General features: G+C 52.2%; 22 protein-coding genes and 4 pseudogenes. 8 read left to right on the forward strand and 18 right to left on the reverse strand.

What is annotated here, in order from left to right:
• Positions 1 to 95: 95 nt before the first annotated feature.
• The 3 genes from BM70_RS0126660 to BM70_RS0126670 all read right to left on the reverse strand — a co-directional run bounded on the left by BM70_RS0126660 (position 96) and on the right by BM70_RS0126670 (position 2,876).
• On the reverse strand, positions 96 to 692 hold the full coding sequence (locus tag BM70_RS0126660; RefSeq protein ID WP_025858853.1) for an RsbRD N-terminal domain-containing protein: 597 nt from the start codon (positions 690 to 692) through the stop codon (positions 96 to 98).
• A gap of 485 nt (positions 693 to 1,177) precedes the next feature.
• Entirely contained in the window at positions 1,178 to 2,458 is a 1,281-nt protein-coding gene (gene umuC, locus BM70_RS0126665; protein WP_025858854.1) for a translesion error-prone DNA polymerase V subunit UmuC, read from the reverse strand.
• Entirely contained in the window at positions 2,445 to 2,876 is a 432-nt protein-coding gene (locus tag BM70_RS0126670) for a LexA family transcriptional regulator (protein ID WP_025858855.1), read from the reverse strand. The genes umuC and BM70_RS0126670 overlap by 14 nt, the downstream gene beginning before the upstream one ends.
• Before the next feature lie 98 nt (positions 2,877 to 2,974).
• Here BM70_RS0126670 and BM70_RS0126675 point away from each other — a divergent pair, with 98 nt between their 5' ends.
• Both BM70_RS0126675 and BM70_RS0126680 read left to right on the forward strand, forming a co-directional pair.
• On the forward strand, positions 2,975 to 3,685 hold the full coding sequence (locus BM70_RS0126675; RefSeq protein WP_025858856.1) for an SOS response-associated peptidase family protein: 711 nt from the start codon (positions 2,975 to 2,977) through the stop codon (positions 3,683 to 3,685).
• A gap of 119 nt (positions 3,686 to 3,804) precedes the next feature.
• Positions 3,805 to 4,104: a hypothetical protein gene (locus BM70_RS0126680; RefSeq protein WP_025858857.1), complete on the forward strand. Its 300-nt coding sequence runs from the start codon at positions 3,805 to 3,807 to the stop codon at positions 4,102 to 4,104.
• A 269-nt stretch (positions 4,105 to 4,373) separates the two neighbouring features.
• Here BM70_RS0126680 and BM70_RS32735 read toward each other — a convergent pair.
• Positions 4,374 to 4,688, reverse strand: a pseudogene (locus BM70_RS32735) (hypothetical protein).
• A 54-nt stretch (positions 4,689 to 4,742) separates the two neighbouring features.
• On the reverse strand, positions 4,743 to 4,934 hold the full coding sequence (locus BM70_RS33715; protein ID WP_081782132.1) for a hypothetical protein: 192 nt from the start codon (positions 4,932 to 4,934) through the stop codon (positions 4,743 to 4,745).
• A 164-nt stretch (positions 4,935 to 5,098) separates the two neighbouring features.
• Here BM70_RS33715 and BM70_RS0126685 point away from each other — a divergent pair, with 164 nt between their 5' ends.
• Positions 5,099 to 5,464, forward strand: coding sequence for a histone-like nucleoid-structuring protein, MvaT/MvaU family (locus BM70_RS0126685; RefSeq protein ID WP_025858858.1), 366 nt, complete (start codon positions 5,099 to 5,101; stop codon positions 5,462 to 5,464).
• 39 nt (positions 5,465 to 5,503) lie between these two features.
• Here the strand turns inward: BM70_RS0126685 and BM70_RS32745 are convergent, their stop codons facing one another.
• The 7 genes from BM70_RS32745 to BM70_RS0126710 all read right to left on the reverse strand — a co-directional run bounded on the left by BM70_RS32745 (position 5,504) and on the right by BM70_RS0126710 (position 10,525).
• Positions 5,504 to 5,635 carry a DUF2256 domain-containing protein gene (locus BM70_RS32745; protein ID WP_081782133.1) on the reverse strand — a complete coding sequence of 44 codons (132 nt, stop codon included), beginning with the start codon at positions 5,633 to 5,635 and terminating at the stop codon, positions 5,504 to 5,506.
• 59 nt (positions 5,636 to 5,694) lie between these two features.
• Positions 5,695 to 6,543 carry an exodeoxyribonuclease III gene (gene xth, locus BM70_RS0126690; protein ID WP_025858859.1) on the reverse strand — a complete coding sequence of 283 codons (849 nt, stop codon included), beginning with the start codon at positions 6,541 to 6,543 and terminating at the stop codon, positions 5,695 to 5,697.
• A 93-nt stretch (positions 6,544 to 6,636) separates the two neighbouring features.
• A complete protein-coding gene (locus BM70_RS0126695) occupies positions 6,637 to 7,743 on the reverse strand; it encodes a Gfo/Idh/MocA family protein (RefSeq protein WP_025858860.1) in 1,107 nt (368 codons plus the stop codon).
• Positions 7,744 to 7,873: 130 nt separating this feature from the next.
• On the reverse strand, positions 7,874 to 8,662 hold the full coding sequence (locus tag BM70_RS0126700) for a nucleotidyltransferase domain-containing protein (RefSeq protein ID WP_025858861.1): 789 nt from the start codon (positions 8,660 to 8,662) through the stop codon (positions 7,874 to 7,876).
• A 253-nt stretch (positions 8,663 to 8,915) separates the two neighbouring features.
• Positions 8,916 to 9,083, reverse strand: coding sequence for a transposase (locus tag BM70_RS34055; RefSeq protein WP_081782134.1), 168 nt, complete (start codon positions 9,081 to 9,083; stop codon positions 8,916 to 8,918).
• Positions 9,084 to 9,343: 260 nt separating this feature from the next.
• Positions 9,344 to 10,120 (reverse strand): OBAP family protein, encoded by a 777-nt coding sequence (locus BM70_RS0126705; RefSeq protein WP_025858862.1) that lies wholly within the window; start codon positions 10,118 to 10,120, stop codon positions 9,344 to 9,346.
• Positions 10,121 to 10,270: 150 nt separating this feature from the next.
• Complete coding sequence (locus BM70_RS0126710) at positions 10,271 to 10,525, reverse strand: DUF6555 family protein (protein WP_025858863.1); 255 nt, start codon at positions 10,523 to 10,525, stop codon at positions 10,271 to 10,273.
• Positions 10,526 to 10,751: 226 nt separating this feature from the next.
• Here BM70_RS0126710 and BM70_RS0126715 point away from each other — a divergent pair, with 226 nt between their 5' ends.
• Complete coding sequence (locus tag BM70_RS0126715; protein WP_025858864.1) at positions 10,752 to 11,036, forward strand: DUF1652 domain-containing protein; 285 nt, start codon at positions 10,752 to 10,754, stop codon at positions 11,034 to 11,036.
• 125 nt (positions 11,037 to 11,161) lie between these two features.
• Here BM70_RS0126715 and BM70_RS0126720 read toward each other — a convergent pair whose 3' ends face one another.
• Positions 11,162 to 11,572: a response regulator gene (locus tag BM70_RS0126720; RefSeq protein ID WP_025858865.1), complete on the reverse strand. Its 411-nt coding sequence runs from the start codon at positions 11,570 to 11,572 to the stop codon at positions 11,162 to 11,164.
• 156 nt (positions 11,573 to 11,728) lie between these two features.
• Entirely contained in the window at positions 11,729 to 12,265 is a 537-nt protein-coding gene (locus BM70_RS32755; protein ID WP_081782135.1) for a cupin domain-containing protein, read from the reverse strand.
• 204 nt (positions 12,266 to 12,469) lie between these two features.
• On the opposite strand from BM70_RS32755, the gene BM70_RS0126725 reads away from it, so the two are divergent.
• The gene (locus tag BM70_RS0126725) at positions 12,470 to 13,180 is read left to right on the forward strand and encodes a glycosyltransferase family 2 protein (RefSeq protein ID WP_025858866.1); all 711 of its coding nucleotides are present in this window, start codon (positions 12,470 to 12,472) and stop codon (positions 13,178 to 13,180) included.
• Positions 13,181 to 13,439: 259 nt separating this feature from the next.
• Here the strand turns inward: BM70_RS0126725 and BM70_RS31580 are convergent, their stop codons facing one another.
• Positions 13,440 to 13,676 carry a hypothetical protein gene (locus BM70_RS31580; protein ID WP_043274379.1) on the reverse strand — a complete coding sequence of 79 codons (237 nt, stop codon included), beginning with the start codon at positions 13,674 to 13,676 and terminating at the stop codon, positions 13,440 to 13,442.
• Between the two features lie 213 nt (positions 13,677 to 13,889).
• On the opposite strand from BM70_RS31580, the gene BM70_RS0126735 reads away from it, so the two are divergent.
• Both BM70_RS0126735 and BM70_RS0126740 read left to right on the forward strand, forming a co-directional pair.
• Positions 13,890 to 14,735, forward strand: coding sequence for an SDR family oxidoreductase (locus BM70_RS0126735; protein ID WP_025858867.1), 846 nt, complete (start codon positions 13,890 to 13,892; stop codon positions 14,733 to 14,735).
• A 196-nt stretch (positions 14,736 to 14,931) separates the two neighbouring features.
• Positions 14,932 to 15,349, forward strand: a pseudogene (locus tag BM70_RS0126740) (alcohol dehydrogenase catalytic domain-containing protein); the annotation flags it as partial.
• Here BM70_RS0126740 and BM70_RS33420 read toward each other — a convergent pair.
• The 3 genes and pseudogenes from BM70_RS33420 to BM70_RS34060 all read right to left on the reverse strand — a co-directional run.
• A complete protein-coding gene (locus BM70_RS33420; RefSeq protein WP_177326591.1) occupies positions 15,331 to 15,504 on the reverse strand; it encodes a hypothetical protein in 174 nt (57 codons plus the stop codon). The pseudogene BM70_RS0126740 and the gene BM70_RS33420 sit on opposite strands and share 19 nt — an antisense overlap.
• A gap of 34 nt (positions 15,505 to 15,538) precedes the next feature.
• Positions 15,539 to 15,781 (reverse strand): hypothetical protein, encoded by a 243-nt coding sequence (locus tag BM70_RS0126750; protein WP_025858869.1) that lies wholly within the window; start codon positions 15,779 to 15,781, stop codon positions 15,539 to 15,541.
• A 608-nt stretch (positions 15,782 to 16,389) separates the two neighbouring features.
• Positions 16,390 to 16,557 (reverse strand): annotated as a pseudogene (locus BM70_RS34060) (alcohol dehydrogenase catalytic domain-containing protein); the annotation flags it as partial.
• Between BM70_RS34060 and BM70_RS32765 the strand changes: the two are divergent.
• Positions 16,526 to 16,756: pseudogene (locus BM70_RS32765) on the forward strand (helix-turn-helix domain-containing protein); the annotation flags it as partial. The pseudogenes BM70_RS34060 and BM70_RS32765 overlap by 32 nt on opposite strands.
• Positions 16,757 to 16,918: the final 162 nt, after the last annotated feature.

Genomic DNA, 16,918 nt, shown 5'->3' on the forward strand with positions numbered 1-16,918 from the left:
CATGCTTGGATATAGGATCCCCATTGTTCGAAGAACCGATGGCACGGCTTAGACCTCCGTGCCTGGCGAGAATGTATTTGTTTGATCCCAGGTTTTTAACTAGGTCGCCAAGAGATCTGCTTTGACAGCTTCACTTCCCTATCGCGCAGGTAGTCAGCGTTTTGCAGGAGCCCCCCTGCCATCATTACTGCTCCGAGTGGCGAACGCAGATCATGTCCTAACACTGCTAGAGTCGTTTTCCGAGTGTTCTCGACAGCCTGTCCATAAGCAGCAATCGACTCCACGAGCGCTTGATCTATAGCTTCGTTGAATCGAATCATGTCATGAACTTGGTAAGCCTCTCCTGCGAATCCATCAGCCAGCCAAAGTCGGAGAACGCTGGATCTCAATGCCCGATATTCCGAAACCATCTGATCCATGGTGAATCCTGCAACTAAACGAGTCATGGCGTGAGTGTGGGCAGGATTGGTGTCATCTCTTAAGGGCTCGCGGCCCTCGGATTTGTCTATCTGCTGCTGCTCAGTTTGAGAAAGCCGCATGTCTGCAGCGACGATCTTTAAAATCAACTCAGCATGATTTCTGAGTCCTATGACGTCCAAGTCTGGCATGGGGGTATTAATCGTCCGAGCGAAATCCTCCCATGCCTGGAGAATTGACTCTGTCTCAGTCAGTATAAAATCGGACAATCTCATAGTGATCCTTACTGGAATACTTGCACCCCTGCATACGACCACCAGAGAGCTATTTCGTCACCATGTTGGCTACCAAGGCAAGACTCCTATACTGCGATTTTGGTGTGAACGTATTCGAATGCGTAATGAGAGTAGCCGTGTTTGACCGGAGTTAAACGGTTTGTCGACCTATGACACCTCGTAATGACCACAGATCCTATGGAACGTGGATTGGCAAATTGCATATCCAACCCTTCCACTCCGCAATCCCGCGCGTCTGGACAACCATAGTCCAAGCTTTAGAAATGGCCATACTAGGCGCTTTACCGGGCACCTTTCTGCTCGCATATTCGGTTTCCATACATGCTGAGAGGAATCCTCACCCATCGCCACTCCAACGCGTTGGGCATGCTTTTAGGCCAAGGCCGAACGCCCGGAGGATTTATGATAGAACCGAACAAATCCACCACGTTATTCATATGCATAGCGTTGGATTGCAGCAACGTCTAGTTAGCTTTGACCGACCACAATTGATCTAGCTTCGTCGTGTAGCTCTGGCTCATTAAATCTCGGCGCATCGCCCAGCCAGGTGCGACAGGCACACTAGCAACCCGCAGCATTCCCTTTCCCCAGCGACCATTGATCTCGTCCAAAACGCTCATCACTTTGTCTGCCATCGTAGGCTGAGACTGAGCGAACAGATCGTCGCTGAACTCGCCAGGCTGGCGGAGATCCATCAGCAGAACCTCTGCTTTGCTGTACTTGAAGCCCGGTCGAAAGAGACGATTTACCGCTTCGGTAGCAGCCTTGGTCATGAGTCGAACATCGTTTGTCGGGTAGGGTAGTTCGACGAGTGCGCCATTCGCATATTTCGCTTCCTCGGGATTGAACATGCCGGTGCGAATGCTCACGCGGATCTTCTTGCACAGCGAGTTTTGCGCTCGGAGCTTTTCCGCTGCGCGCTGAGTGTAAGTAGCTACCGCCTCCTTGATTGGTTCAATGTCGGTGAGGCGTGTTCCGAACATCCGACTGCAGCAGATTTCCTGTTTGGGTGGGTCAGCCTCACCTAGTTCGAGACAGGGTGTACCAGCGAGCTCTCTAGCGGTCTTCTCAATAACAACACTGAATTTCTGGCGAAGCATCCAGGCATCGGCTTTCGCTAAATCCATTGCCGTCCTGATCCCCATCCCCTCCAGATGCAACTTCATTCGTTTGCCAACACCCCAAATCTCTCCAACGTCGGTATTACGTAGCGTCCAATCGCGCTTGAACGGATCGCAGAGATCGACCACACCCCCCGTGATATCCAGCAGTCTTTTGGCGGTATGGTTGGCGAGCTTGGCCAGAGTCTTGGTGTGGGCAATGCCTACCCCAACTGGAATTCCCGTGCGCTTGAGGAGGGTGGATCGCATGTGCCGTCCAAAAGTAGACATATCTCCTGGGACGCCAGTGAGATCAGCGAACGCCTCATCAATGCTATAGACCTCAAGCGCAGGCACCAACGACTCGATGATCGTCATGACGCGCTCGCTCATGTCGCCATAGAGCGCGTAATTACTGCTGAAGGCCACAATGCCATGCCGGCGTAGATGGTCTTTGATCTGGAAGTACGGCTGGCCCATTTTCACAAAGGGCTTGGCTTCGTAGCTGCGCGCAATCACACAGCCATCGTTGTTGGACAGCACCACAATGGGCGTTTTTGCCAGGTCGGGTCTGAACACTCGCTCGCAGCTCGCATAAAACGAGTTGCAGTCAATCAGGGCAAAGACGGGCTCACGTGTTGTCATGATCGCGCACGCTGTATTTCACCACTCCCCAGATCACAAGCTCGTCGCCTTCCATTACATGCCTTGCTGGATATTTTGGATTTTCAGACAGGAGGATCACGGCGTTGTCACGCAGCTGCAGGCGCTTGCAGAATGGCTCAGAGTTGAGAGCTGCGATGACGATATCTCCGCTGACCGGATCTACGCTTCGATCAACAACCACCAGATCTCCGGAATAGATGCCTGCGCCCTGCATACTGTCTCCGTCGATCCTCACCAAGTACACGTGCGGGGCTCGAATATCGAACAGCTCATCAAGGGAGATGTGCTTTTCGATGTGATCAGCCGCAGGGGAGGGGAAGCCTGCCGGCACCCTGGATGAATAGAGAGGAAGCTTTCTACCGCCAGACGCGAGAGGGCCCAGGATGGTGATGCTCATGATGCAAGCCTTAGGAGGTTAACTGTACATGCATACAGTTAACGATTTGGTTCGCTTGCGGTCAATCTCTTAGGTACGACAATTCGACGGGTGACACCATGTGCGGACGCTACTCGATCTACGAATCGATGGATCACTACCTCAAGGAGCTTGCGCCAGAGCAGTTGGTGATCAACGGCTACGATCTTTGGCCACTGGAGCGATACAACGTCGCACCCTCTACTCGCGTGGAGATTATTAGGGCAGTGGACGAGCAGCTCTGCATTGATAAGGTGAAGTGGGGGTGGTCGCCATTTTGGGCGAAAGGAAAGCGTCCTGACCCGATAAATGCCAGGGTTGAAACGGCCATGACTGGAAAATTCTTCACTCAGCTCTGGCCAAACGGTCGCGTCCTCGCACCGGCAAACGGGTGGTTTGAGTGGGTCAAAGATCCGGCTGATTCAAAGAAAAAGCAGCCTTACTTCATTGCCCTGAGGGAGCAGGCTCCGATGTTCTTCGCTGGCTTAGCTGAGGTTCACCAGGGGTTGGAGCCAGACCCACGCGACGGCTTCGTCATCATCACCGCCGCCAGTGATCAAGGGATGGTAGATATCCATGATCGGAAACCGCTGGTTTTGGCTCCTGAGCACGCCCGCGAATGGATCGCCTCAGATACTTCACCTGAACGTGCGCGGGAAATCGCGATGGAGCACTGCCGGCCTGCTACCGATTTTCATTGGTACAAGGTAAGCAAAGCTGTTGGTAATGTTCGCAACCAAGGGGCGCATTTAATTCAGCCCAGCTCACTGACCGAAGAGGGCGATGACTGAGTTCAGTCACGATCTTAGAGCCTGAGTCACCCCGAAGTGGCGGACTGGCCGGGGGAGGGAGGAACAACCCGCTATGCCTGTAAGTCTACCTGTATCTACTCACTCGTAAGGTGCGTGTAATGGATAAGACAATCACTGTAGATCTACTGGATACAACCGACCTTAGATCAATCAACGAGATATGGCTCGGCGGGACGCATACCCAGCTATGCCTATGGCGTGGCGAACAGGTCTTCACTCACGAGATGATGAGTGAGGGTACTCACGATCAGAATGTTCGACGCTTGTGCTTGCAGTTGGTTAACCCTGACGATCAAGCTGCAGTGGCGAGCGTTGAGGTAATTGTGCGCGAACGGCTGAAGAAGATGGGGAAGGAGGGCGAGTTTTATCCGGCGGAGGAGGCGGACACCTATCAGTAAGTGAAGGTGTAGCCGCGCGCATGGCTATGAGTTTATGGGTGTGGGGGCGTCTTACCTCGGCTTCATTCGTGCTGAGCCTTCTGATACACCCCTAGCTGACAACGTAGCCAAAGACGTCTGTTCGCTCTACGACACTAGCGATGAAGCCCTACAAGCACGCATCTCCGCAGTTGCACAGGCGATCTCCCGTCGAACGCGTCTTTGGCTGCGCTATGTGGAATGAAATTCTAGGCTCGGCCAGGCGCGCCTATGCAGGATCCTTATCTTGGTTACGTAATTATTAAAGATTCATGCCACTCGAAATAGGGTGTGTTTTTTACCTGATATTGGTTGAAGTCGGGTGAGCCGTCATCCCACCACACCGGCCCGCGCTCACCCAACTCGACTTTGACCCGTTGAACCTTCGCCCTTGCGCTTTTCAGCCTCTCATCATCTCCTGCCGCTTTAGCAGTTTTGATTTCACGACGAGCATCCATTAGCTCGTTTACCAAGCCCTACCGGACGTCTGCGGATAGTGAAGGGTTACTGCAACGCCAAAGCTTGCCCTTTACTACGAAGTAGCGACCATCGACCCGTTGTTGGATACATCGAATCGGCTCCAGAAGGGCTCGTTATGCGGTCATAGCACGGCACTGGTATCAGCCTGCTCTGTGACAGAATGGTAAGGTCTGCTTGGTAACTGATAGGTATTTCCAGCGAGTGGCAACTGCGTCGGTTTCCTGGACGAGTGAATGGTGTCGACGTGCGATACGTAATACCCCCCAAGTCATAGAGATGGCTATCGATATCCATGCGGCGATGATGCTGAAGATTGTCATTGCAAGGCTCATAAACTTTTCACGTTGCTTTGTCGTCTTCTATTATCACTAATAAGTGACCTCGGTTCCCTCTGAGGGATTCAATTTATTATCTAGGGCAGGCTCTGACAGACCTGTCAGCTCATCCACATAGCTTTTTTGGTGTAACGTACCAATTCATTTAGTAGAGGTTTCCAATGTCTAAACTCGCAGAATTCCGCCAACTTGAAAAACACCTTGCCGAGCAGCTGCAAGCACTCGAGACCCTCAAGGGCGATGCTGGCCTGAAGAAAGAAATTGAATTTGAAACCAAGCTGCGTGATTTGCTTGCAAAATATGGTTACAGCTTGAAGGACGTGATCAACCTGCTTGATCCACAAGCGGGTCGACGCGCTCCTGTAGCCGCGCCAAAAGCGGGTACGCGTAAGGCCCGCCAAGTAAAAGTCTACAAGAACCCGCACACCGGGGAGATTATCGAAACGAAGGGCGGGAATCACAAAGGTTTGAAAGAGTGGAAAGCTGAACATGGCGCTGACGCCGTCGAGTCCTGGCTGTCCAAATAATCTTGGGTTAACGCAAAAGGGCTGTTGTTGGCCCTTTTTTCAACTCTTATTGCGTCGGCAGCGCTCCGAGCAATAACGAACCTCCTCCCACGAGCGCGCCCATTTCTTCCTCCAGATGAAGGGAAGGCCGCACGTAAGGCAGGTTTTTACGGGAAGCTCACTCTTTTTCACAACGCTCTGCTCTCAATAATTTTTCTGGGTAGCAGATGATCGTGCTGCCAATGCAGCCGCTATTTGACCCTATTGAAGGGTTCCGGATCTGTTGTCTTCAGGCATCTTTTATTTTTTTTTGATTTCCGTGGCGCGATCTCAATCCAAGTTGGCGCATGGTCACTCGGATGATCTTTGTCACGAACCCATGCATCCACGCCAGCGTTTTTCAGGTGGGGAGCAAGCACTGGGTTCAGCAGAAGATGGTCGATGCGCAAACCGGAATTCTTCTGCCAATGCTGACGGAAGTAATCCCAGAACGTGTACACGCGCTTATCCGGGTAAAGATGCCTCACCGAGTCGATCCAACCCTGGCTCAACAGCCTTTGAAAGCATTCGCGGCTTTCTGGCTGAAGGAGCGCGTCCTTGAGCCATGAGCGGGTGTTGTAGATGTCAAAGTCGGTGGGTACAACATTGTAGTCACCTGCGAGAACAACGGGGTGTTCGCTGGCTTGTAGTGTTTGTGCATGCCCAATCAGATGCTCAAACCAACTGAGTTTGTAATCAAATTTTGGCCCCGGTTGCGGGTTTCCATTTGGTAGATACAGGCACCCGACGATCACACCATGGACAGCAGCTTCTAGGTATCGAGACTGCGTGTCGTCTTCAGCCCCGGGCAGGCCTTTGCGAATCAGAAGGGGTTCGGAATCGCGCGCAAGAATGGCCACTCCGTTCCATGCGGCTTGGCCATGGTGCAGTGAACCATAACCTGCCGCCTCAAGATCGCCTGCTGGGAAAACTTTGTCCTGCGCCTTCAGTTCCTGCAGACATACAATGTCCGGTCGCTCCTTCACAAGCCATTGCAGAAGGTTAGGTAAGCGCGCCCCTATACCGTTGACGTTGAATGTGGCGATCTTGAGGTTTTGCATTGCCCGAACTCCTCAGCTTATCTAATGATTCTTAGGGGTTCACACGTGCGCTGCTTTTTTGGACTGCCCACCCTGTACGTCATGGGTGTCTCCTCATTCAGTGGGCGATTCTGTTTCAATGTAATCGGGGACTTTGGCGAGCTCAAAGTGGCGCTTTTGGTCGGAGTTCGGCACTGCCTTATTAGGTAGGGGATCAAGCTTCTGAGTTTGGCCAGTCGCCAATGCTCGCTCCACTGCTAGCAGAACCCGAACGTCCCTAAAGCCTTCTTCACCACTTGGCTCTGGTGCTAAATTATTCAGGATGCAGTCGGAGAAGTAAGCTGTTTCTCCCGCGAACTGGTCTACCACTGGCTGCGAGTGCTTTTGGGTTTGATCGCCGACAGTGGCGCGGTAGGTAATACCTACACCCTCGCCGTAACCGAAACAGGGAGATGCTTGGATTTCGCCTTCAGTACCAATGAGCTGGAAACGTTCGCTGCTTGGAAGGGTGTAGCTGATGGTGAATTGCGCCATGCGCTCTTCGGAAAATCTAAGGCACACACTCACAGTATCGGGGGTTCCCAGTTTACTGCCGGGTGCGGTCGTACCGACCGCGCTGACCTCAATGGGCTCATCACCAAATAGCTGTCGCACCATATTCAGCGGGTACGGCCCCATATCCAGTACGGGGCCTGCTGCAAAGCCGTTCTGCATCCGATGATTCGTTGGTTTCACCGTCTGTGTGAATGTCGACGTGAACAGGCGAGGTCGTCCGAAGTCGCCGGCATGCACGCGCTCGATCATTTCAAGAGTGCCTGGCTCAGAGTGTAGGCGGTAAGCAATCATAAACTTTGCATTCGAGCGTTGCGCCGCTGCGAGCATCGCTTCGCAATCATCCTCGTTCGCGGCCATCGGCTTTTCCAACAGCACATGTATGCCTGCTTCCAAGGCGGGTACTACAAATTCACGGTGCAGGAAGTTGGGCGTAGCGACGTAGACGGCATCAATTTCACCGGATGCCAACAACTCGGGGTATTGCGAATAGCTGTAGCTTTTCAGGTCGTAGCGTTTGGCGAGCTTGTCTGCCTTGATTGGGTCACCCGTTACAAGGGCAGTCATGACGGAATTTTCTGTCTGTCCGATCCCTGGCATAAAGGCACCTTGGGAAATCGATCCGCCGCCGACCACTGCGTAACGAATTTTGCCGTTCAAATCGGGCATGTGAGCCTCCTTGTGTTTAGGCAATCAACGTGTCGCCTGCTAAATGTCGGTAAGCGTCCGGTGAAGGCACTGTTCAAATTAATGCTGCGTGTAGTGCCGATGGTGTCGGCCCAAGGTTGGATCGTTTTAGCTAGTTGGGGATGCCTCGGAGGGCTTGCTGTTCCTGCATCCAATCGGTGAAAAAATTGAGTGCTGCCGAAAACGTATCTGCCTCTGAGCTTGGCATTCTTGCATGGTTCAAAAAATAATCGATCTCAGGCTTCATCTTCGGTGCTATCTGAAGGAAAAGTTCTACATGATCCTCAAGTGTCAGAGGCCATGATTCGTCCTGCTCCATACGTAGAATGTTCGTCGATCTGATTAGTTTTCGGGATGCCTCTCGTTGTAGGCGACGTAGCTCAATGGCATCAGTTGTATGTTCAATCTTCTCGGCGTAATTTCCTAGTATTGATGCGAAGTCTCCGTTGACCGCCAATGCAATAGCTCGCGAGGGCTTGAAACGTTGCAGACTGGTAGTGACGTCTCTCCCCCAAACACATTTGCAATGATGCTTTAGCCAATAGCCCCAGCTTAAAAGGTTTTCAGGAGCCAGGGCTTCGGTTATAGACCCAATGTCGAAGTCAATCTTGGCTATCTCTGGGTGTCTTGTCTGTAACTCATTCTTTATAAGGTTTATCTGGTCAGCATAAAACTCAGGTTGACCATTGATCAGCAGCGTTACGTCTAGATCTGACTCACCCAGTTTGGCGGTACCCCCAGCAACACTGCCATACAGGTAAATGCTATCTACCACCTCGCCCAATATCCCTACCAAGGAGGAGCACATATCTTCAACAGTGCTTTTGAACTCGGGTTGGAGGTGCTTGCTAGGGATTCGCCTAATGAATCCTTCGGCATCTGTGCCGTGCCTTTTATCCATGTCTACTGCCCGATTGATTAGCCACGCTGTCTGTCATCTTATCAGCGGATACCCAGTTGTGAGGGAGGAGTGGCGAGCCAGATGGCATCGATGCGGATCACCGCAACAAGTCTCTAAGGAAGGCGGCGCAGGCAGCAGCGCTATCGGTTGGCCAGTTCACTTTGACGGTGCCGCGCGGGTGCGGAATCTCAACGCTGATATTCGGTGCAGATACTGGCGCCGTTGTTTGTAAAGGCAACCGGACGAATGCGGGTTAAAGCGCCATACTTTTCTGCGCTTGTACCCGAATCCATTTGTGGACGAGGTTTGCGTTGAGGCTATGGCCAAGGGCGACGCTGGCGATTGAGGCGCCGGGTTGAGCACATTCTTGAATGACCTGGGCTTTGAAGGATTTGGAATACGAACGGCGTGTCGGCTGCATGAAATACCCGCTTAAAAGGCTAGAACTGGTGCCCACCTAAATTTAAGTGCACACCATGTCCTGGCTTGTCGAGCTTGGGTAGATGACTTGGCCGGACGCATACAAATGTCGGCCATCGTAGAAGCCTGGAGTTCCATCTACGTGCAGATGGAAACCAGGTACCGATTCAAAATTGTCATTGCAGGCGACGTTTTTCGGGAGCCTACGCGCGAGCGCCGTCGTCAATGGCTGGAGCCATTACGCCAATACCAGTGATGAAATCAGTGTTGATGCGGTGCGTTCGTCGGATCCACTATCTGAAAAACCTCACCCTGACTCCACGCATCCGCGCCTGGCGCAACGACGGGCGTCGGTATGTCCGCTCGAGCTTTCTTCTTCTGCGCGCTATCCAACCTGAATCGACGATCCCGATCTGCAACCATCTGTGGATCCGCTTGCCCGTCTGCTGTAAAGCCCATCATGAGCTGAGGAACGCCAAGGGGCAGGTCTTTATTGAGGTCGGTATGCCAGGTATGCCACGTCTTGCCGTAGGTATGGACGAGTTTTTCCATCAATGCATGCTCGGCTACCTCAGGGATCCCAGGCGCTAAGAGCTGACCTGATTTCACTTCGTGAACATGACTGTGCCAAAGCGCTTGTTCGGCTTTGGGAAGACCTGCGAACAATTGTTCGCTGATGATGTACTCGACCCCCATCAGCTTGGCGTCCTTACGATTGCCATCGTAGATCACGCACTGGATAACTTCCTCATTGAGAATCGCGCAGTAATGGTGTGCTTCCATCTGGGCATCCATGTGCCCGTTATAAAAATGAAAGCCGTCCAGGTACGCATTCAATGCGTCTATTGGAGGGCGTGATTGAAGCAAGGCAGCGCCGGCATCAAGGGACTGAGTGGCGGGCGATTTAATATCGCCAGGAGCAATAACGTTGGAATCCGAGTTATCACCTGCGCATGCAGTAAGCAAAGTGATAAAACCTGCGAAAAGGATTGGGAAGACTGCTTTGGTGTTAGCCCGATATATTATGACGCTATTCATCAAGGATTCCTTTCTATCAATTGTTCCAAACGAGGCAGTTTCGAAGCTGTTTTTTTAAACTCTTAACTGGCCCGTTAGAGAGTGGGATCCACCCTGCGTTTCGTCTCTTGCTAATGACATGCAACAAGCTCTGCTGCACCCATCCTGGTTTCACGGTACAGCAATTTCAGTCCAATTAGGTGCCGCAGACTCCTTCCACCTTACGTCTGAAAGGCCATACTGCTCAGCCTGCGGTTTCGACACCAGCTTCAAAGGAGGTCGACCTGGCTTGGGAATTGGAGCGATACCGGCGTCGCAGCTTGCCCAGTGCCAGGCATCTGCGTTGCGCATCATCTTGGATCGAATGATGAATGACTTTCGCTCGCCGTGGAGCTGATATTCGATGATGTAGAGATCGGTATTCATAAGGCCCCCATAACGTTCATAAAGAATGAGTCGTAGCATCGGGAAAAATTCAATTCACATGATTGCCGTGTCCAATGCGAATGGATTGTCATGAGTGTGACGTCCCTGAAATTAATAGTTAAACGATTCACGTTGAAGAAAAAGGGCGCGCGTCAGCACTTTTCCGCCACACAGCTACTCTCTATTGAATCCAAATATTCAACATCAACTGAAAGGAGCCACTGCGATGATTTCCGCGCTTGAGCTTAGGCACATTATTGAATGCGGCTTTTTGCCGCTTTCCTGTCGATGCACAGTCAACCCTGACGGATCGTTGATGATCAAGGTGTTCGAGCCGGCCTCTGGCCGCATAGACCTTTTAGTCACGTCTGTGACGACCGACGGGCTTACCTCGAGTCGTGCAATTGCCAATTTGATCGGAGAGCTGCGTAGTGAAATGTCGGAACGATCTGTGAGTTTTTCTGAGGTGCGTATAGCTGGGAGCTGGAAGACAGAGTCTTTTTCAAAATAGAGAGGCAAAATGAATTCGGCTCCTGGGTGCGGTAGGAGGGGCCGGTGTCCTGACTGATATCGGGATTCAAGGCTGCTGTTTCCCGACAGCAGCAGCGACTTTGGTGTCTTAGATGTGGGAGAGATTTAAGTCTTCCTGAGGGGATGACCGGGCTGTAACAGCGCGGCGACTGAGATAACGAGCTCATCCAAAGACCAAGGTTTATGCAGATAAATAGTCGCGGCTGGGAGTGTGGATAGATCAAGGGCATACCCGGAAGTGAGAATCGCCTCAATAGAGGGCCATCTGCCTTTGACCATTTCAACAAATTCTGTGCCCTGAATCTGCCCAGGTACCCCGTGATCTGCAATCACCATACGACATTTTTCGTGATTCTGAAGAAGGTAAGTTAGAGCTCCGTCAGCCGAATCAAACTGCCGCACCGTTGCGCCAATTTCAGAGACGATGTCGACCATGAGCAGCCGTAACGTGGGATCGTCCTCTACGACGATTATTTCTCCCAGGATTGGTAGTAGCCCTTCCCAATTTACGTTCACTCTCAATACCCTCAGCCGGCGATTGCCAGCGTTTCCGAAGTCATTCTGAGTGTATTCTCAAATCCAAGTTCTGCCCCGGATCATTAAATTTTGAGGCAATAATGCTCCTCACTGCCCCCAGGCGACTGGCTTTGCTAGGGCATTTCGCCGGATAGCCTACTCAGGCTTTCCAATTCCCCAATACGTGATCAAACCACCAGCCTCCCCATAAACTGGGTCATATTCGGGAAATGGCAGTGCAGCGATATTCTTAAGCTGCGCTTTACTAGGAGCTTCACGTCGAATATCTGCGTGCTGGCCTGGTGGGTAGGCACCTACGACGAGAAAGTCTGCGCTAGATCCGAGATTGCAGTGACCCGTCCCAGCAGGAAGCAGAAGTACATCTCCTTTTTTCACCTCTACAACCTGCCCATCGGGCCCGCCCAACATTAAGCGTGCTTGGCCACTCACGACACCTAATACCTCATGTCCTTCGGTGTGGTAGTGATGGTAGTCGTAGACACCGTCTCGCCATTGGGGAGGCCAGCCATGAGCTGAAAATATCTTTTCAAAAAGTGCTGCCGGATCTTTACCGGTCACAGAGATCGCACTTTCGTAAATGATGACCGGGAGGCGGCGGTTATTGGGTACCCAGCCATTTGGTTTGAGCATAAGGGTCTTCAAGGTACTTACCACTTGGCGAGTATTTTTCATGGAGGCATCTCCCTCGTGGACAAACACATTGCTTGAAAGATATGAACGGAGGGCGGCATGTTCGTTCCTACTTGCGATTGGGCCGAATAGGATTTCATGCCTCACTGTAGAATTGGTCGAAGTCGCACATCCAGATACTTTAAACCTTCTGCATGAGCGCAGTGTCGATTGCTGGAGACACTGTGCCAGGCTGAGGGAATGTCAATGATAGGGATCGTGATACCTGCCCATAACGAAGAAAGTCTTATAGGCGATTGCCTGGACGCCGTGGTGCTTGCCGCTGAGCATCCTTCTCTTCAAGGGCAACCGGTCGAGATACTCGTCGTATTGGATCATTGCTCCGACAACACGAGAGCAGTGGTAACAGCGAAGGGGATTACGTCGGTAGATGTCTGCTTTCGAAACGTGGGTAAGGCAAGAGCCGTTGGGGCTGAGCAGTTACTTAAAGCAGGTGCTCGGTGGCTCGCATTCACGGATGCCGATACCGTTGTGCCGCCTGATTGGCTCGCGCGCCAGATTGAGTTTGGAGCAGACGCGGTGTGCGGAACGGTTGAGGTGGACAGCTGGAGTGGATATGGAGAGGCTGTTCGTACCAAGTACCTCGCGCTGTACCAGTTCATCGAGAATCATCGTCACATCCATGGGGCCAATCTTGGACTGAGTGCCGAGGCCTATCGGAACGCTGGCGGGTTCCAGCATTTGATTGCTCACGAGGACGTTCAGCTGGTTGCAGACCTCGAGAGGATTGGCGCGCAAATCGTCTGGACAGCCACCAACCCTGTGATCACCAGTGCGCGCCGGGACTATAAGTGTAGTGGTGGATTTGGCGACTATCTGGCTTCCCTTATGCCTCCCAATACGCACCTTGGAGCCGAGCCTTCCATAAGTCCTGATTCAAGCCTCGGAGCGGGGTGACCTTTGGACTTGATAGATTGGGTGCAATGGCCTGCTATGGTCGTGACCGTCATTTCGGCTTGGTTTATCGGATCTCAACAACCCCGCCGACGCATGATTGCCTTTTGGGGCTTCGTCCTCAGCAATGCGTTATGGATTGTATGGGGATGGCACACAAATGCTTTTGGATTAATCGTGCTCGAGTGCATTCTGCTAGGCACGAACGTACGCGGGTTCAGGAAAAATCAACGCGGAAGGCAGACCTCAGGATGAATCCCCATTACTGGTTCTGAAAGTTCTTTTTAAAGCCGCGCAGGTTCATCGAACAGAGGCAGACCTGCAGTACGATCAATGCGTAGGCCCCAGCGTAAGCACCCCAAATGACCCAAAGAACATTACTCAAAATGAAACAGAAGAACCCCGCCATTCTCCTCGCGGGGCGTTGAGAGCCGATAAGCCACGCGGCGATAATTGTCACTGCCATAGCTGGCCACTGCACCCAATCCAAATAACTCAAGATCACTCCTTCTACCTCTTGGCGGTTTAAAAGAGAGAGGAGCAAATTGGCGAATGATTCAGATTTTTTGCAGGGCGGGATTCGTCACCATTCGTCAGACCAGGAGCCTAAAAATTTGAACGCGCGTGCCTCACTCCCGGACAGATACCTCATGTGCAAACGAAGTGTCCTTCGTCCAGCCGCGTGTTTGATATCACTCTCCAGGAGAAAATTATGGCCGTTCTAATTACAGGTGCAGGTACGGGATTCGGTTTCGAAGTAGCCCTCAGACTGGCCAAGCAAGGTCTGGACGTTATCGCTGGTGTGGAGATCGTGGCGCAGGTACACGTCCTTGAGCAGGAAGCCAGGAAGCGTGGTGTTAGCCTCCGAATAGAGAAGCTGGATGTCTCTCACGAAGGCGATAGATTGAAAGCTGCTGAGTGGGACGTCGACGTATTGTTGAATAACGCGGGCATTTCGGAAGGCGGAGCGACTGTCGACATTCCTGCTGAAAATCTGCGCCGTCAGTATGAGGTTAATGTGATCGGGCCGTTGATGCTGACTCAGCTCATTGCGAAAAAAATGGCTGTGAAGAAGAAGGGCAAGATTATTTTCATGTCGTCGGTTGCAGGCCTCACCGCTGACCCCTTTGCCGGTGCTTATTCGTCATCCAAACACGCGGTGGAGGCTATCGCGGAGGCCATGAGTCTCGAGCTCAAGGAGTTCGGCATCGAGGTGGCTACGGTAAACCCAGGGCCCTTTCTTACCGGGTTCAATGACCGAATGTTCGAGACATGGAAGACTTGGCAGGACGACCCGACCCAGCGCCTTTTCGACTACAGCAAACTGGCGTTCCCTCACGAACAATATGATCCAGAGCCGGTCTTTGAAACGACCATCGGCGTGATAACCGGCACCATAGATACTTACCGAAATGTTGAGCCTAAAGAAATTATTGACCAGCAGCGCAAGCAGATGGATTCAGCTTGGACTCGTAAGAGTAATGAAGGATTGGGTAACCGCGCTGAATTGGTTCAGAAAGCGTATGACATAGAGCCTGGCACACCGGTCAAATCTTAAGTGTTGGGCAAGGACGCTCGCAATGCGCGTGCCCCCTTACCCAGGTGCCCCAATTTTTCAGATTGATTTGTTCTGTACTTTGATTAACCACTCGTCAGACTTGAGGGGGATTTCTTGAACATACGATTCGTTCTATCAGACAGATTAAATATGTGCTGACGAAAATTCCCTTTCGTCTTGCCTCTGGGAGAACGCAATGAAAGCCATCGTTTACAACGGCCCTCGTGACGTTAGTGTGCAAGATGTGCCGGATGCCAAAATCGAAAAACCTACCGACGTTCTGGTGCGAGTGACTGCCAAAAACATCTGCGGATCTGATCTGCACACGTACGAAGGCCGTGCTTCTTTTGAAACGGGCAGAGTGTTTGGCCATGAGAATCTGGGCGAGGTCATCGAAGTAGGCTCCGGCGTAGATCGGGTCAAGGTAGGAGATAGGGTATGCCTGCCATTCAACATCGGCTGCGGCTTTTGCGAAAACTGTAAAAAAGGCCTGACGGGGTTCTGCCTAACCGCTAACCCAGGCAGCGCGGGTGCGGCCTACGGGTTCGCTGACATGGGCCCTATCAGGGGGGCAGGCTGAACTACTTCGAGTGCCTTATGCAGACTTCAACTGTCGTGGCTTGAGCAACATGACGAGCTGGGCATCAGATTTTTTGGAGTTACTGTAAATTCGGAATGCGGGTACCTGGTCGGCGCCCTCGTGCGGTGTCTGGATGGAGGTGCAGCCGAATAGCGAGGCAAGCGCCACAAGGAAAATGAACTTCTTCATTCTGTTCCCTCATGTGATTTTTTACTGTCATCCCTTAGGACAAACCCAAAGTCAGTGCCTTGAGTCTTTTCTGAGTTGCGAGGTCAAAATACTCGTACAGCGCCTCGCCCTGGTCTGCGGTTATCCCTCCTGCACACACCAACCCCAGCACAAACCCGTTGGCTCGCGCTCCGCTTTTGACGGCCAGAATCATCGATCCCGCGCACTCAATATCGGAGATAATTTTCTTAACCTGCCGTCGGACGACCTCAGGCAAATCATTGGTACCGTCGTTCATAGTCGGCTCCGCTTGCTTTGCTACCGCACCCCGTTGGCGGTTTTAGTTTGAATGTCATGTGAAATACATGACCGGAGTCGCGGCTCAGAGGTTCAAAAACATAGCCAATGGCCCGACGCATTGAGATCATAAGGTAAGAAAGCGTATACCGAGCGAGGCATCTTTTCGCTTGAGGATGTGGAGAAATTTTCCCTGGTTCATCGAAATTAATTGGAACATTTCTGCGTGTAAACATCTGCATCCGAACCCATAGGCTGGAGATTTCTGCTAGGCGGAGTAATGAAGATGTCTGCCACTAGGTGGCGCAGCCATATGTTGATGAATGAGTGGTGCAGCCGACCATGCCAATACTGCGTCAGGTCATAAATGGGCAGCACTAGCTGCGCCTCCATAGAGCGGACTTTGGCCTCGTTCGCGTACAACCTGGCAGGTGTACTTATGCGCATCGCCGTCTTACCTTGCTTCAGCGCCACCGATTACACACCCCAGAGTCCTTCAAGACCACAGTACCCTGAGCTTTCAGCCTACCGGCAAGAGCTGGGCGTTCGAGAGCAAGGACGGCCCGATTTAGGATCCATCAATGCCAACGAAGCGCACCTTCTGTACACATGCGCATGCGGCAGGTCAATGGCACCTGCGTAGAACACTTTATCACCTAGTTGAAACAGCGTGACATCATCGCCCACTTTGCGAACGATACCAACTGCGTCCCACCCCAGTTCCTATGGCTGATCGCTGGTGCTTCGAGCGCGCACTTTGGTATTCACCGCCGAGACAGGCCAGTCACCTGCCAAAGCAATTGAAAGTCTGCGCTTGGAAGCGGCCCGCATGACAATAGAGCAGAGCCGTCATAGCTTGGATGGGGTTGCCAGGGATACTGGATTCGGAGACCGACGCCACTTGCGGGAAGTGTTTATTCGCGGATTTGGTGTCCCCCCGCAGGCGGTGCGCAGGGATGCCAGGTGGGTTGGCTGATTTAACACCGAGCTGAGGGCTGAGCGTCAAAATTCGAGTGACTTTGCTGAGTGGCCTTTCAGCGCCCTGAGGTGATCATGCCCCTCACATAGATTTGCTATCCAGCATAAGGGACATTGAGACGTAATCAACCAGTAACGGTTTCGCGAACAATGTCTATGA

This window comes from Pseudomonas sp. CHM02, assembly GCF_000612585.1.
Classification (GTDB): Bacteria; Pseudomonadota; Gammaproteobacteria; order Pseudomonadales; family Pseudomonadaceae; genus Aquipseudomonas.

Bases quoted from the DNA above. Each gene is read 5' to 3' on its own strand.
- BM70_RS0126685 (WP_025858858.1), top strand. From the start codon at position 5,099: ATGTCTAAACTCGCAGAATTCCGCCAACTTGAAAAACACCTTGCCGAG.
- BM70_RS0126670 (WP_025858855.1), bottom strand. From the start codon at position 2,876: ATGAGCATCACCATCCTGGGCCCTCTCGCGTCTGGCGGTAGAAAGCTT.
- BM70_RS0126750 (WP_025858869.1), bottom strand. From the start codon at position 15,781: ATGAACGACGGTACCAATGATTTGCCTGAGGTCGTCCGACGGCAGGTT.
- xth (WP_025858859.1), bottom strand. From the start codon at position 6,543: ATGCAAAACCTCAAGATCGCCACATTCAACGTCAACGGTATAGGGGCG.
- BM70_RS0126680 (WP_025858857.1), top strand. From the start codon at position 3,805: ATGGATAAGACAATCACTGTAGATCTACTGGATACAACCGACCTTAGA.
- BM70_RS0126700 (WP_025858861.1), bottom strand. From the start codon at position 8,662: ATGGATAAAAGGCACGGCACAGATGCCGAAGGATTCATTAGGCGAATC.
- umuC (WP_025858854.1), bottom strand. From the start codon at position 2,458: ATGACAACACGTGAGCCCGTCTTTGCCCTGATTGACTGCAACTCGTTT.
- BM70_RS34055 (WP_081782134.1), bottom strand. From the start codon at position 9,083: ATGCAGCCGACACGCCGTTCGTATTCCAAATCCTTCAAAGCCCAGGTC.
- BM70_RS0126715 (WP_025858864.1), top strand. From the start codon at position 10,752: ATGATTTCCGCGCTTGAGCTTAGGCACATTATTGAATGCGGCTTTTTG.
- BM70_RS0126735 (WP_025858867.1), top strand. From the start codon at position 13,890: ATGGCCGTTCTAATTACAGGTGCAGGTACGGGATTCGGTTTCGAAGTA.
- BM70_RS0126695 (WP_025858860.1), bottom strand. From the start codon at position 7,743: ATGCCCGATTTGAACGGCAAAATTCGTTACGCAGTGGTCGGCGGCGGA.
- BM70_RS32755 (WP_081782135.1), bottom strand. From the start codon at position 12,265: ATGAAAAATACTCGCCAAGTGGTAAGTACCTTGAAGACCCTTATGCTC.
- BM70_RS0126660 (WP_025858853.1), bottom strand. From the start codon at position 692: ATGAGATTGTCCGATTTTATACTGACTGAGACAGAGTCAATTCTCCAG.
- BM70_RS0126725 (WP_025858866.1), top strand. From the start codon at position 12,470: ATGATAGGGATCGTGATACCTGCCCATAACGAAGAAAGTCTTATAGGC.
- BM70_RS33420 (WP_177326591.1), bottom strand. From the start codon at position 15,504: ATGAAGAAGTTCATTTTCCTTGTGGCGCTTGCCTCGCTATTCGGCTGC.
- BM70_RS0126675 (WP_025858856.1), top strand. From the start codon at position 2,975: ATGTGCGGACGCTACTCGATCTACGAATCGATGGATCACTACCTCAAG.
- BM70_RS0126705 (WP_025858862.1), bottom strand. From the start codon at position 10,120: ATGAATAGCGTCATAATATATCGGGCTAACACCAAAGCAGTCTTCCCA.
- BM70_RS33715 (WP_081782132.1), bottom strand. From the start codon at position 4,934: ATGAGCCTTGCAATGACAATCTTCAGCATCATCGCCGCATGGATATCG.
- BM70_RS0126710 (WP_025858863.1), bottom strand. From the start codon at position 10,525: ATGAATACCGATCTCTACATCATCGAATATCAGCTCCACGGCGAGCGA.